The sequence below is a fragment of the Sphingomonas sp. IBVSS2 genome (genome assembly GCF_002127225.1).
In the GTDB taxonomy this organism is placed as follows: Bacteria; Pseudomonadota; Alphaproteobacteria; order Sphingomonadales; family Sphingomonadaceae; genus Sphingomonas.
In genome coordinates, this window is the sequence record NZ_NFUR01000001.1 from 724730 (window position 1) to 738057 (window position 13328).

The following is a 13328-nucleotide window of genomic DNA, read 5'->3' on the forward strand; positions in this document are numbered from 1 at the left end:
CGGGGCGGGCCCCGGCGCGGCGCATCCCATGTTGCCATGCAGCAGGGATTCCCGCACTAGGTCTCCGGGATAGCTGGGGACGAAGCTTGGCGAGCAGCGCCGCATCTCTGTTCGACGCGCGAACGATCGCCGATCGATGGATCGCGGATTATTGCGGGTCCGCCGTCGCGGACGACGTGCTCTGCGCCCGGGCCGGAGGCGACCTCGCCTGGCAGGCGGTGTTCGAGGAGCTGGCCGGGCTTTCGGGCGACAATCTGGAAGGTGCGCGCGAGCGGGCGCATCGCCATGCCGAGGACATCGGCACGGGCTTCCGCGTCGCCGGCGAAGGCGAGGAGCGTCGCTGGCCGCTCTCTCCCGTCCCGCTGCTGATCCCCGAGGCCGAATGGCGAGGCATCGCCGCGGGCGTCGTCCAGCGCGCGCAAGTGATGGAGCGCGTGCTCGCCGATCTCTATGGCGAGGCGAGGCTGGTCGCCGACGGGCATCTGCCCGCCGCGCTCGTCACCGGCAGCCCGTTCTTCCTGCGCCCGCTCGGCAGGCTGGTGCCTCCGGGCGGCTGCCATCTCCAGGCGGTGGCGATCGACCTGGGCCGCGGTCCGGACGGCACATGGCGCGTGCTCGCCGACCATCTGCGCGCTCCGGCCGGCGCCGGCTATGCGCTCGAGAACCGGCTGGCGATGGCACAGGTGCTGGACGGGCTCCAGCTCCGGCTGAACATTGCCCGGCACGCACCCTTCTTCGCTGCCTTCCGCGAAGGCCTGGCCGCGCGCTGCCGGCGTGCGGAGCCCCGCATCGCGCTGCTCACCCCCGGCCGGCTCGATCCGAGCTATGCCGAGCAGGCGCATCTCGCCCGCTATCTCGGCTGGCTGCTGGTCGAGGGCGGCGATCTCGCGGTGCTCGACGACCGGCTCTATGTCCGCACCATCGCCGGGCTGAAGCGCGTCGATGCGCTGTGGCGCCGGCTCGATCCGCGGCTGCTCGACCCGCTGGCGCTCGACAGCCATTCGACCGTCGGCGTGCCGGGACTGATCGACGCGATGGCCGCGGGCAATGTCGTGATCGCCAATGCACCGGGCGCGGGCCTGCTCGAGGCGCCGGCCTTTGCCGCCTTCCTCCCGCAGCTCGCCGAGCTGCTTACCGGCGAGGCGCTGAAACTGCCCGGCATCGCCAGCTGGTGGTGCGGCCAGGATGCGGCGCGCGACCATGTCGAGGCGGCGCTCGACACGCTGCTCGTCGCGCCCGCCTTCGGCATCGCGCCCCTCGGCCTGCCCGAGGGCAAGTCGGTGCTCGGCGCGGCGCTCCAGGGCGAGGCGCGCGCCGCGCTGCGCGCCGACATGGCGCGCCGGCCGCAGGACTATGTCGGCCAGGAAGTCGTCCACCTCTCGACCATGCCGGTGGTGGCCGAGGGCCGGCTTGCCGCGCGCCCGTTCACGCTGCGGGTGTTCGCGGCGCGCGGGGCGGACGGCGCCTGGACGGTGCTCCCCGGCGGATTCGCGCGGATCGGGGAACATGCCGATGCCCGTGCCGCGGTGATGGGCGAGGGCATGTGGTCGGCCGATGTCTGCGTGCATGGTGCCGACCCGGTCGAGCCCGTCTCGCTGCTGCCCGCGGGCGATTCCACCCGGCTGCGGCGCAACCCGGGCACGCTTCCCAGCCGCGTCGCCGACAACATGTTCTGGCTCGGCCGCTATCTGGAGCGGGGCGAGGCGCAGCTGGGGGTCATCCGGGTGCTGCTCGGCAATTCGATCAGCGCGGACACCGGCGCCGCCCTTGCGGCGGACACGGTGCGCCGGCTCGCCGACATCCTGGTCGCCGGCAACGCCGCGCCGGCGCCCCAGGCGCTCCGCCGCGCCGATCTGACCGAGCTTGCCCGTGCGGCGCTGGAGGATGGTGCGGGATGGTATAGCGTTGCCGCGATCAACGCCCAGGCGCGCATGATCGGCGCCGTCTCGCGCGACCGGCTGGCGGCGGACATGGCGCGGCTGCTCGACGCACCCTTCCCGGCGCGCGGGGGCCTGCTGGACAAGGCCGGCTCGCTCCAGCGGCGCTATTCGGCGCTGGCCGGGCTCGCCGCCGAGCATATGGGGCGCACCGATGCCTGGCGGTTCCACGACATGGGCCGGCGGATCGAGCGTGCGCTGGCGACCCTCCGCTTCCTGCGCGCCTTCGGCCGCGTGGGCGCGACCGGCGACGATCTCGGCACGCTGCTCGACCTGGCGGACAGCCAGATCAGCTATCGCCAGCGCTATCTGACCGGCATCGCCCGCGTGCCGGTGCTCGACCTGGTCGCGCTCGATCCGGGCAACCCGCGCGGCATCGCCCATCAGGTGGCGGCGATCTCGGGCCATCTGGACGCGCTGCCGGTGCTCTCCGACGACGGGCTGGCCGAGCCGCAGCAGGAGCAGGCACGCGAACTGGCGGCGATCCTGGTGACTGCGCACGCGACGCGGATAGAGGATGCGACGCTCGCGGGGCTGGAGCAGCGTCTCGGCCGGCTCTCCGATGCCGTCGCGCGGCGCTATTTCCTGCAGGGGGCGGAGCCGCTGCGCGCCGCCGGGCTCGTCCTCGCCTGATGCTCTATCGCATCCGCCACGTCACCCGGTTCGACTATGCCCAGCCGGCGGCGTTCGCGCGCTGCAACCTGCGGCTGAAGCCGATACCATGGTCCGGCCAGCAGGTGCTCGACCATGCCCTGTCGGTCGAGCCCGGCGGGCGCATCTTCCCGGCGCGGGCGGAGGCGGGGCTCGCCAATGTCGTGCGGCTGGTGCTCGAGGCGCCGACCAGCACGCTGACGATCGAGAGCAGCGCGCGCATCCGGGTCGACCGGCCGATCCCGGTCCCGTCGCCGGGCGACCGCACGCTCGCCGATATCGCCCGGCTGGCGCGGGCGAGCCGCGACGCTTCGCCGGCGGGCCCGGCCGCCTATCTCTTCCCCTCGCCGCAGATTCCGCTCGACGCGGCGATCGCCGAATGGTGCGCGCCCGATCTGGCGCCCGATCGCGGGGTGCTCGATGCCGCCCATGCGCTTGCCATGCGGATCCAGCGCAGCTTCGATTTCGATCCCAGCGCCACGCTGGTCGACACGCCGCCGCGTGCCGCCTTCGACAAGCGGCGGGGCGTCTGCCAGGATTTCGCGCAGATCATGATCTCGGGCCTGCGCGCCGCCGGCCTGCCCGCCGCCTATGTCTCCGGATATCTCCGCACGCTGCCGCCGCCGGGACGGCCGCGGCTGGTGGGCGCGGATGCGACGCATGCCTGGGTGCTGGTCTGGGCCGGGCCCGAGCTCGGCTGGGTCGGGGTCGACCCCACCAACGGTATCTGGATGGCGGAGGACCATGTCGTAGTCGCGATCGGCCGCGACTATGCCGAGATCGCGCCGATCGACGGCATCGTCCTGGGATCGGGCGCGCAGGACATGCACGTCTCGGTCGATGTCGAGCCGCTGGACGAGGCGCCGGCATAGCCTTCGTTGTTTGCTTCCCGGGCCTTGCGTTAGCGGGCGGACACGCCGAAATACGGCGCGTTCGAAGGGGTTTTGATGGCAGCTGATCCGTATTCCGTCCTGAACGTTGCGCGTGGCGCGAGCGAGGCCGATATCAAAAAGGCCTATCGCAAGCTCGCCAAGGAGCTGCATCCGGACCGCAACAAGGACAATCCCAAGGCGGCGGAGAAGTTCAGCCAGGTCACCCAGGCCTATGACCTGCTGACCGACAAGGACAAGCGCGCCCGCTTCGATCGCGGCGAGATCGACGGCGACGGCAATCCCGTGAATCCGTTCGGCGGCTTCGGCTCGGGCATGGGCAGTGGCGGGCAGGGCGGCTTCCGCGCCGATTTCGGCGGCGGCGGCGAGGCCGGCGGATTCGGCGACATCTTCGAGGGGCTGTTCGGCGGCATGGGCGCGCGCCGCGGTGGCGGCGGCTTCTCCGGGGGCTTCGGCGATTTCGGCCGCCGCGCCGCGCCAAAGGGCGCGAACATCGCCTATCGCCTGGCGGTGAGCTTCGAGGATGCGGCCAGGCTGGCGGCACAGCGCATCACGCTGCGCGACGGCAAGACGATCGACCTCAAGCTTCCCGCCGGGCTCGAATCCGGCACCCAGATGCGCCTTGCCGGCAAGGGCGAGGAAGGGCCCGGCGGCGCGGGCGACGCGATCGTGACGATCGAGATCCAGCCGCATCGCTTCTTCCAGCGCGAGGGCGACGATATCCGGCTCGACCTGCCGGTGACTCTGTCCGAGGCCGTGCTCGGCGCCGAAGTGCGCGTGCCGACGCCCGATGGCGCGGTGATGCTCAAGGTGCCCAAGGGCTCCTCCTCGGGCAAGACGCTGCGCCTCAAGGGCCGCGGCTTCCACAAAAGGGGCGCGGGGTCCGCGGGCGGGCGCGGCGACCTGCTCGTCACGCTGATGGTCGAGCTGCCGGTGGACGACGATGCGCTGATCGAGTTCGCCAGGGGCTGGAACGACAAGGGGAACCCGCGTGGCCGCATGGGCGTCTAACACCTTGTGACAACAGGGGAAGATTCGGGCGACGCGAAAGCGGGGCCGGGGCTTGGATCCCGCGTCCTCGCCTTGCTCGCCCGCATCGGACTGGGGCCCCGATTCTGGCATGTGGTCAAGCGGGTGCTGGTCGGCACCTTCACCGACGGATTCACCTATGCCGGCAATCTTGCCTATCTCAGCCTGGTCACGCTCTTCCCCTTCTTCATCGTCGCCGCCGCGATCGCCCAGCTGATCGGCCGCAGCTCCGAGGGCATCCACACGCTCGAGGCGTTCCTGCGCACCGTGCCGCCCGACGTGGCCGAGCTGCTGCGCAAGCCGGTGTCGGACGTGCTGATGGCGCGGACCGGCAACCTGTTGTGGTTCGGCGCGATCGTCGGCCTGTGGACGGTGGCCGGCTTCATCGAGACGATCCGCGGCATATTGCGCCAGGCGTACGGCGTCCGCTCGGGCACGCCCTTCTGGCAATATCGGCTGGGGGCGATCGGGATGATCATCGCCTCGGTGATCATCACCATGGCGGCGTTCAGCTTCCAGGTGATCCTGACCGGCGTCGAGCAGTTCCTCTACACAATCTTCCCCTGGGCATCCGAGGCGCAGCGCATCGTCTCGCTCAGCAAGATCGCGCCCGCCATCGCACTGTTCGGGGCGCTCTACATCCTGTTCTACTCGCTCACGCCCGGCCGCTACCGGAAGAGCAAATGCCCCAAATGGCCGGGCGCGCTGTTCACTGCGGCCTGGTGGCTGCTGGTCACCGCGCTGCTGCCCAAGATCCTCGGCACGCTCGGCAATTACGACCTGACCTATGGCAGCCTGGCCGGCGTGATGATCGCGCTGATCTTCTTCTTTCTCGTCGGACTGGGGCTCGTCGTCGGTGCGGAGTTGAACGCGGCTCTGGCGGAAACGCCCGAGAACGGTCTAGAGGAGCCCAGAGAAAGGGAGAATACGCCGTCGTGACCGGATTGATGCAGGGCAAGCGCGGGCTGATCATGGGCCTCGCCAATGACAAGAGCCTCGCCTGGGGCATCGCGAAGAAGCTCAGCGAACAGGGTGCCGAGCTGGCGTTCAGCTATCAGGGCGATGCGCTGCTGAAGCGGGTGAAGCCGCTCGCCGAGCAGCTGGGCTCGGATACGCTGATCGATTGCGACGTGTCGGACATGGACGCGCTCGACACGGCGTTCGACACGCTCAAGGCGAAATGGCCGACGATCGACTTCGTCGTCCACGCGATCGGCTTCTCGGACAAGTCGCAGCTGCGCGGGAAGTTCTACGACACCACGCTCGACAATTTCCTGATGACCATGAACATCTCGGCCTATTCCCTGGTCGCGGTGGCCAAGCGCGCGCGCGAGATGATGCCGGACGGCGGCTCGATCCTGACGCTCACCTATTACGGTGCCGAGAAGGTGATCCCGCACTATAACGTGATGGGCGTCGCCAAGGCCGCGCTGGAGACCAGCGTGAAATATCTCGCGGTCGACATGGGGCCGGAGAATATCCGCGTGAACGCGATCTCGGCCGGCCCGATCCAGACCCTGGCCGCGCGCGGGATCGGCGACTTCAACTATATCCTCAAGTGGAACGAGCTGAACTCGCCGCTCCGCCGCACCGTGACGATCGAGGATGTCGGCGGCGCCGGGCTCTACATGCTCTCGGACCTGTCGGCCGGCGTCACCGGCGAGATCCACCATGTCGATTCGGGCTATAACGTGATCGGCATGAAGGCCGAGGACGCGCCGGACATCGCGCTTTCGTGAGCATCGCCATTCGCCCTGCGACGGGCGGGGATGTCGCCGCGATCGATGCCTTGCTGCGCCGCGCCTTTCCGGCGGAGGACGAGGCCAGGCTGGTCCAGCGGCTGTGCATCGACGGCGACATGGTGCTGACCCTGGTGGCGGACGACGAGGAGACCGGCGCGCTCGCCGGCATGATCGCGTTCAGCCGGATGGACGTGGCGATCGCCGGCAAGCCGATCGCGGCGGTGGCGCTCGCGCCGCTGGCGGTGGGGGCGGCCTGGCGCAGGCAGGGCGTGGGCGAGGCGCTGGTGCAGGCCGGGATCGCCCAGCTTGCCGATGCGGGCGCGATGCTTGCCTTCGTGCTCGGCGATCCGGCTTATTATGGCCGCTTCGGCTTCGCGGCGGAATGGGCGCGCGGATTTGCCTCGCCCTATGCCGGCGACTATCTGATGGCGCTGCCGTTGCAGGGCGGCGCCATGCCGTGCGGGGTGCGCGGCGCCGCGACGCACGCACCGGCGTTCGCGCAACTGGGCGGGGAATCGTGAGCTTCAACACCTTCGGACGCGTCTTCCGCTTCACCACCTGGGGCGAAAGCCACGGCCCGGCGCTCGGTGCGGTCGTGGACGGCTGCCCGCCGGGGCTGGCCCTGTCCGAGGGCGGCATCCAGCCCTTCCTCGACAAGCGCCGCCCGGGCCAGTCGCGCTTCACCACCCAGCGCCAGGAGCCGGACCAGGTCCGCATCCTCTCGGGCGTGTTCGAGGGGCGCACGACCGGCACCCCGATCGCGCTGCACATCGACAATGTCGACCAGCGCTCCAAGGATTATTCGGAAGTCGCCAAGGCCTATCGCCCCGGCCATGCCGACTATGCCTATGACGCCAAATACGGCTTTCGCGACTATCGCGGCGGCGGCCGCAGCTCGGCGCGCGAGACGGCGGCGCGGGTGGCAGCGGGCGCGGTGGCGCGGCTGGTGATTCCCGAAGTCACGATCCTCGCCTGGGTGGAAGCGATCGGCGGCGACGCGATCGACTATGCCAATTTCGATGCGGCCGAGATCGGCAACAACCCGTTCTTCTGCCCCGATGCGGAAGCGGCGAAGCGCTGGGAGGCGCTGGTCGACGGCGCGCGCAAGGCGGGCTCGTCCCTCGGCGCAGTGATCGCCTGCGAGGCGAGCGGGGTGCCCGCCGGCTGGGGGGCGCCGCTCTACGCCAAGCTCGACAGCGAACTGGCCGCCGCCTGCATGTCGATCAATGCCGTGAAGGGCGTCGAGATCGGCGACGGCTTCGCGGCCGCCGCGCTCACCGGCGAGCAGAATGCCGATGCGATGCGCCCGGGCAATGACGGCAGGCCCGTCTTCCTGGCCAACCATGCCGGCGGCATCGCCGGCGGCATTTCGACCGGCCAGCCGGTGCGCGTGCGCGTGGCGTTCAAGCCGACCAGCTCGATCCTGACGCCGGTCGAGACCGTGACGCGCGAAGGCGATGCGACCGAGATCATGACTAAGGGGCGCCATGATCCCTGTGTCGGCATCCGCGGCGTGCCGGTGGTCGAGGCGATGGTCGCACTCGTCCTCGCAGACCAGAAGCTGCTCCACCGCGCGCAGACGGGCTGAGCGCCCCGAAGCCCGAGGCGGGGTGTGATCTTCCCCTCCCGACGACCTTCGCTTCTTCGGCCCGTCCCTCGTCCGGCTCGGCTCGCTGCCCAGCCGTGCGCGGGCCGGGGCTGGCCGTAACATCGGGAAACAATCCGGACATGCGCGGCGGCTCGAAGGGTCTCCGGCAAAAACCGAAGGAGGATTGCCCCGTATGTTGCTCAAGACCCTGATCGGCGCCGCGGCGCTGCTGGCTGCCCCCGCGGCCTTCGCCCAGACCACTTCTCCCACCGATCCGTCCGCGACGCCGCCGACGGAACATCCCGCTCCTGCGCCGGCACCCGATCCGGGCGCCAATCCCCCGGCGCCCGCGCCGGATGCCGCCACGGCCACGCCCGCGCCCGATCCGGCTTCCCCCAGCCATGATCCGGCGATGTCCGAGGATTCGGACAAGCGCGGCAAGAAGGACAAGAAGAAGCCCCATTAAGGGCTCTTGACGCAGGGGATGCGCTACCCGCTCTGGCCGGACGGGTAGCGCATTGCCCCGATCGGTCCGCGAAGGGACCGGGGCCAGGCCGGATCGGTCCGCGAAGGGACCGGGGCCAGGCCGGATCGGTCCGCGAAGGGATCGCGGACCAGGCCAAATCAGTCCGCGAAGGGATCGCGGACCAGGCCAAATCAGTCCGCGAAGGGATCGCGGACCAGGATCGTGTCCTCGCGCTCGGGGCTGGTCGAGACCAGGGTCACCGGACAGCGGATCAGTTCCTCCACGCGGCGGATATATTTGATGGCGGCTGCCGGCAATTCGGCCCAGCTGCGCGCGCCGGCGGTGGTTTCCTGCCAGCCCGGCATGGTTTCCCATACCGGCTCGACCGCGGCCTGATCGGCGGCGTTCGAGGGATAATAGTCGATCTCCTCGCCGCGCAGCCGATAGCCGACGCAGACCTTGATCTCGTCGAAGCCGTCGAGCACGTCGAGCTTGGTCAGCGCGATGCCGGTGATGCCGGAGACGGCGGCCGACTGGCGCAGCAGCACCGCGTCGAGCCAGCCGCAGCGGCGCTTGCGTCCGGTGACGGTGCCGAACTCGCGGCCGCGTGTGCCCAGCCGCTCGCCCACGTCATTGTCCTGCTCGGCGGGGAAGGGACCCGAGCCGACGCGGGTGGTATAGGCCTTGGCGATCCCCAGCACGAAGCCGACCGCGCCCGGGCCCATGCCCGAGCCCGAAGCGGCGGTGCCCGCCACCGTGTTCGACGAAGTGACGAACGGATAGGTGCCGTGATCGATGTCGAGCAGCACGCCCTGCGCGCCTTCGAACAGGATGCGGCGGCCGCGTTCGCGCGCGGCATTGAGCGCGCGCCACACCGGCTGGGCGAAAGGCAGGACGAAGCCGGCGATCTCGCGCAGCTGCTCGATCAGCGCCGCGCGGTCGATCGGCGGCTCGCCGAAGCCGGCGCGCAGCGCGTCGTGATGCGCGGTCAGGCGATCGAGCTGGGGGCCGAGATCGTCGAGATGCGCCAGGTCGCAGACGCGGATGGCGCGGCGACCCACCTTGTCCTCATAGGCGGGGCCGATGCCGCGCCGGGTAGTGCCGATCTTGCCGGCACCGCTCGCATCCTCGCGCAGCCCGTCCAGGTCGCGGTGGAAGGGAAGGATCAGCGGGCAATTGTCCGCCACCATCAGCGTATCCGGCGTCACGTCCACGCCCTGGGCGCGGATCCGCTCCACTTCGTCGCGCAGCGCCCAGGGATCGAGCACCACGCCATTGCCGATCACCGAAGGGGTGCCGCGCACGATGCCCGAGGGGAGCAGCGAGAGCTTGTAGACATTCTCGCCGACCACCAGCGTGTGGCCGGCATTGTGGCCGCCCTGGAAGCGCACGACCATGTCGGCGCGTTCGGCGAGCCAGTCGACGATCTTGCCCTTGCCTTCGTCGCCCCATTGGGCGCCGATAACCGCTACATTTGCCATGGATACACGTCTCCGCCTGCCGGGGCGGGCCCGAAGCCGCCCTTCGACAGGACTCGGCGGCTGGGCGGTACGGTGGCCGGGGCGCGGGGCGCCGGAGCCGCGGCGCGCATGGCCCCTGGGGGCGATTCGGTCAAGACCCTAAGCGTCCAGCGCGGCGCGAACGGCGGTGGCGAGACGATCGAGATCGAAGGGCTTGGCGAGGATCGTCTCGCCCGCCACGCGCGCCGTTTCCGGAGCATAGCCGCTGGTCAGCAGCACCCTGAGCCCTGGCAGTTTCGCCCTGGCGCGCGCGGCCAGCTCGTGCCCGGTCAGCTCGGGCATCACCACGTCGCTGAACAGCAGCGAGACGTGCGGCGCCCGCTCGATCAGCTGCAGCGCCTCGGGGCCGTCGCGTGCGCCGAGCACCTGATAGCCGAGCTCGCGCAACGCCTCGATCGAATAGTTGCGCACCCGCTCCTCGTCCTCGACGACGAGCACCACTTCGCCGGGCCGGCCGCCGGCGGGCGCCGACGCGGACCGCTCGGAGCGCGCCGCCGGCGCCTCGCCCTGATGGACGGGCAGATAGAGATGCACGGTGGTGCCCCGGCCCGGCGCGGTCTCGATCCGCACCGCGCCGCCCGACTGGCGGACGAAGCCGAACACCTGGCTGAGCCCGAGGCCGGTGCCCTTGCCGACGCCCTTGGTGGTGAAGAACGGATCGAAGGCCCGTGCGGCGACTTCGGGGGTCATGCCGGTGCCGCTGTCGGCCACGGCGATCTCGACATAATCGCCCGGCTGCAGCTCCAGCCCCGTGGCCTCGGCCGCCTCGAACCGCGCATTGGCGGTGGTGAGCACCAGCCTGCCGCCGCCCGGCATCGCGTCGCGTGCATTGACCGAGAGATTGAGGATCACATTCTCGAGCTGGTTGGGATCGGCCAGCAGCGGCGCGATGCCGGGGGGCAGCACGGTCTCCACCGTCACGTCGTCGCCCAGGGTGCGGACGAGCAGCTCGATCATGCCCTCCACCATCGCATTGGTGTCGATCGCTACCGGAGCGAGCGGCTGCTGGCGGGAAAAGGCGAGCAGTCGCTGAGTCAGCCCCGCGGCGCGCGTGGCGCCGTCGCGCGCGGCGGTGATGTATTTGCCGATGTCGCGATTGCCCTGCTTCAGCCGCCGCTCGAGCAGGTCCAGCGCGCCGATCACCACGGCGAGCATGTTGTTGAAGTCGTGCGCGATGCCGCCGGTGAGCTGGCCGACCGCTTCCATCTTCTGCGCCTGGCGCAGCCGCGCTTCCGCCGCCATCAGCTGCTCGGTGCGCTCGCGTACGGCCGCCTCCAGCGCCTCGCGCGAACGGGCGAGCACTTCGCGCGCATCGACGATGTCCTGGATGTCGGTGCAGGTGCCGAACCAGCGGGTGATCCTGCCCCGCTCGTCCCGCACCGGCTGGGCGCTGCCCAGCACCCAGCGATACCGGCCCGAACGATGGCGCAACCGATATTCGATCCGATAGCGCTCGCCGGTTTCCAGGCTGTGGTGCCACACCGCCCAGGTGCGCTCGCGGTCGTCGGGGTGGAACATGTTCTTCCACGCCTCGCCATCGGTGCTGCCCAGGGGTACGCCGGTATATTCGTACCAGCGGTCGTTGTAATAATCGTGATAGCCGTCGGGCAGCGACGACCAGACCATCTGGTCGATCGAATTGGCGATGGCGCGGAACTTGGTTTCGCTTTCCCGCAGCGCCGCCACGGCCTCGATGCGTTCCACCGCGTCCCAGGCCGTCTCCGCCACCGCTTCGACGAAGGCGACTTCCTCGGCCGACCAGCGGCGCGGGGCCGCGGTGTTGATCGACATCACCGCCACCCATTGCCCGCCGCGCAGCAGCGGCACGCCCACGCCTGCGCCGGCGATGCGCGCCAGCCCCGGCGCCTCGCGCGCGACGTCGTGGAGCACCACGGTGCGCCCGATGCGATAGGCGCGGGCATTGTCTCCCAGCGCGTCGATCGCCAGCGTATCCTCCAGGGGCGCCAGCACGTCATTGCTCCAATGCGGGCCGAAGCGCACTTCGTCGCCCTGCACGCGGTGGAAGCCCACCCGGTCGAGCCCCAGCTGCTCGCCCAGCGCCGCGGCAGTGAAGCGCATCACCGCATCCGCCGAATCGAGCGCCCGCTGATGATCGGCCAGCGCGCCGAGGAACGCCTGGGCTTCGTTCGCCTCGCGCAATTCCTCGGCGGCGTCGCGCGCGGCTTCCTCGGCCAGCTTGCGCTCGGTGATGTCGAAGGCGACGCCGGGAAAGCGCAGCGGCGTGCCGTCGTCGTCGAAGGTCGCGCGGCCCTGGGCGCTCACCCAGCGCAGCGTGCCGTCGGGCTGGATCAGCCGATATTCCTCGTTGAACGGCACGCGCGCGCCAAGGGTGCGGGCGATGCCCGCCTCCAGCCGAGCGCGGTCGCCGGGATGCACGTTGACGAAGAATTGCGCGATCGGCGTGCCCGTGCCGGCCAGCCCCTCGTCGACGCCGTAGAGGCGCAGGAAGCGGGCATCCGCCGTGACCAGGTCGGCGGGCACGTCCCACACCCAGGTGCCGACGCCGAGCGAGGCGTTGAGCGCGAGCTGCAGCCGCTCCTCGCTCCGGCGCAGCGCCTCTTCCGCCGCCGCGCGCTCGCTCACGTCGTTGGCGACGACGAAGATGTCGGTGGTGTTGCCGCCCTCGTTCTTGACCGGCTGGTAGACGAAATCGAGGAAGCGCGTCTCGGGCGGCGCCTCGGCGCTGCGCTGGAGCAGCACCGGCACGCCGTCCGCGCGGAAGGGCGCGCCGCTGGCACGGACGGTGTCGAGCAGGGCGACGAAGCCCTGCTCGACCAGTTCCGGCAGCGCCTCGGCCATTGTCCTGCCGAGCACCGGGCGCCCGCCGACCAGCGCGAGATATTCCGAATTGGCGAATTCGAAGCGGTGCTCGGGGCCGTGGAGCAGCGCCACCGCGCCGGGCGCCTGCTCGAACAGGTCGCGCAGCCGCGCCGCCTCCGCCAGGCGCGTGCGCTCCGCCAGCACGGAGCGCGTCGTCTCGTTGCCCTGGTTGATCAGCCCGCATACCCGGCCGGCGCCGTCGCGAATCGGCGTGAAGCTGTAGTTCCACCAGGTCTCCTGGCTGCGGCCGTCGCGTTCCATCGCCAGGAACTGGTCGTAGATCGCGAAGCCCCGCCCGGTGGCGGTCACGCTTGCCATCTGCGGACCCACCACGTCCCAGATGTCGCGCCACACGTCGCGCGCCGGGCGGCCCAGCGCGGCGGGATGGCGCTCGGCCGGGATCGGCGCCCAGGCATCATTGTAGAGGAGGTGGAGATCCTCGCCCCAGTAGATGGCGGTGGGAAAAGTCGAGGCGAGTGCCAGGTCGAGCGCGAAGCCGAGCGCGTCGGGCCAGGTTTCGGGCGGTCCGAGCGGGTGGTTCGCCCAGTCGAACGCGCGGATTCGCTCCGCCATCTCGCCTTCGTGATCCAGAAAGCGCGGGGTGGCGTCCATGGCCCCAACCGATGCGGGGGGCTGGCGCGCGAGTCAACCGACCGAGTCAACT

10 protein-coding genes are annotated in these 13328 nt (G+C 70.5%); 8 read left to right on the plus strand and 2 right to left on the minus strand.

From position 1 onward, the window contains the following. The first annotated feature begins 86 nt into the window (after nucleotides 1-86). From CAP40_RS03515 to CAP40_RS20340, 8 genes are all read left to right on the plus strand, one after another. A complete protein-coding gene (locus tag CAP40_RS03515; protein ID WP_086127941.1) occupies nucleotides 87-2570 on the plus strand; it encodes a circularly permuted type 2 ATP-grasp protein in 2484 nt (827 codons plus the stop codon). Beyond that, a complete protein-coding gene (locus tag CAP40_RS03520) occupies nucleotides 2570-3460 on the plus strand; it encodes a transglutaminase family protein (RefSeq protein ID WP_086127942.1) in 891 nt (296 codons plus the stop codon). The genes CAP40_RS03515 and CAP40_RS03520 overlap by 1 nt, the downstream gene beginning before the upstream one ends. Nucleotides 3461-3535: 75 nt before the next feature. Beyond that, nucleotides 3536-4489, plus strand: coding sequence for a DnaJ C-terminal domain-containing protein (locus tag CAP40_RS03525; protein ID WP_086127943.1), 954 nt, complete (start codon nucleotides 3536-3538; stop codon nucleotides 4487-4489). 72 nt (nucleotides 4490-4561) lie between these two features. Beyond that, nucleotides 4562-5446: a YihY/virulence factor BrkB family protein gene (locus tag CAP40_RS03530; RefSeq protein WP_256924001.1), complete on the plus strand. Its 885-nt coding sequence runs from the start codon at nucleotides 4562-4564 to the stop codon at nucleotides 5444-5446. An 8-nt stretch (nucleotides 5447-5454) separates the two neighbouring features. Next, on the plus strand, nucleotides 5455-6246 hold the full coding sequence (gene fabI, locus CAP40_RS03535; protein ID WP_086127944.1) for an enoyl-ACP reductase FabI: 792 nt from the start codon (nucleotides 5455-5457) through the stop codon (nucleotides 6244-6246). Further along, nucleotides 6243-6770, plus strand: a complete 528-nt coding sequence (locus CAP40_RS03540) for a GNAT family N-acetyltransferase (protein ID WP_086127945.1) — start codon at nucleotides 6243-6245, stop codon at nucleotides 6768-6770. The genes fabI and CAP40_RS03540 overlap by 4 nt, the downstream gene beginning before the upstream one ends. Continuing rightward, nucleotides 6767-7837, plus strand: a complete 1071-nt coding sequence (gene aroC, locus CAP40_RS03545) for a chorismate synthase (protein WP_086127946.1) — start codon at nucleotides 6767-6769, stop codon at nucleotides 7835-7837. Before CAP40_RS03540 ends, aroC begins: the two co-directional genes overlap by 4 nt. Before the next feature lie 193 nt (nucleotides 7838-8030). Continuing rightward, the gene (locus CAP40_RS20340) at nucleotides 8031-8303 is read left to right on the plus strand and encodes a hypothetical protein (protein ID WP_086127947.1); all 273 of its coding nucleotides are present in this window, start codon (nucleotides 8031-8033) and stop codon (nucleotides 8301-8303) included. A 191-nt stretch (nucleotides 8304-8494) separates the two neighbouring features. On the opposite strand, the gene CAP40_RS03555 is transcribed toward CAP40_RS20340, so the two are convergent. Next, nucleotides 8495-9784 carry an adenylosuccinate synthase gene (locus tag CAP40_RS03555; protein ID WP_086127948.1) on the minus strand — a complete coding sequence of 430 codons (1290 nt, stop codon included), beginning with the start codon at nucleotides 9782-9784 and terminating at the stop codon, nucleotides 8495-8497. 138 nt (nucleotides 9785-9922) lie between these two features. Continuing rightward, nucleotides 9923-13276, minus strand: coding sequence for a PAS domain-containing protein (locus tag CAP40_RS03560; protein WP_256924002.1), 3354 nt, complete (start codon nucleotides 13274-13276; stop codon nucleotides 9923-9925). Between the last annotated feature and the right edge of the window lie 52 nt (nucleotides 13277-13328).

Bases quoted from the DNA above. Each gene is read 5' to 3' on its own strand.
- fabI (WP_086127944.1), top strand. From the start codon at position 5,455: ATGCAGGGCAAGCGCGGGCTGATCATGGGCCTCGCCAATGACAAGAGC.
- CAP40_RS03555 (WP_086127948.1), bottom strand. From the start codon at position 9,784: ATGGCAAATGTAGCGGTTATCGGCGCCCAATGGGGCGACGAAGGCAAG.
- CAP40_RS03520 (WP_086127942.1), top strand. From the start codon at position 2,570: ATGCTCTATCGCATCCGCCACGTCACCCGGTTCGACTATGCCCAGCCG.
- CAP40_RS03560 (WP_256924002.1), bottom strand. From the start codon at position 13,276: ATGGACGCCACCCCGCGCTTTCTGGATCACGAAGGCGAGATGGCGGAG.
- CAP40_RS20340 (WP_086127947.1), top strand. From the start codon at position 8,031: ATGTTGCTCAAGACCCTGATCGGCGCCGCGGCGCTGCTGGCTGCCCCC.
- CAP40_RS03525 (WP_086127943.1), top strand. From the start codon at position 3,536: ATGGCAGCTGATCCGTATTCCGTCCTGAACGTTGCGCGTGGCGCGAGC.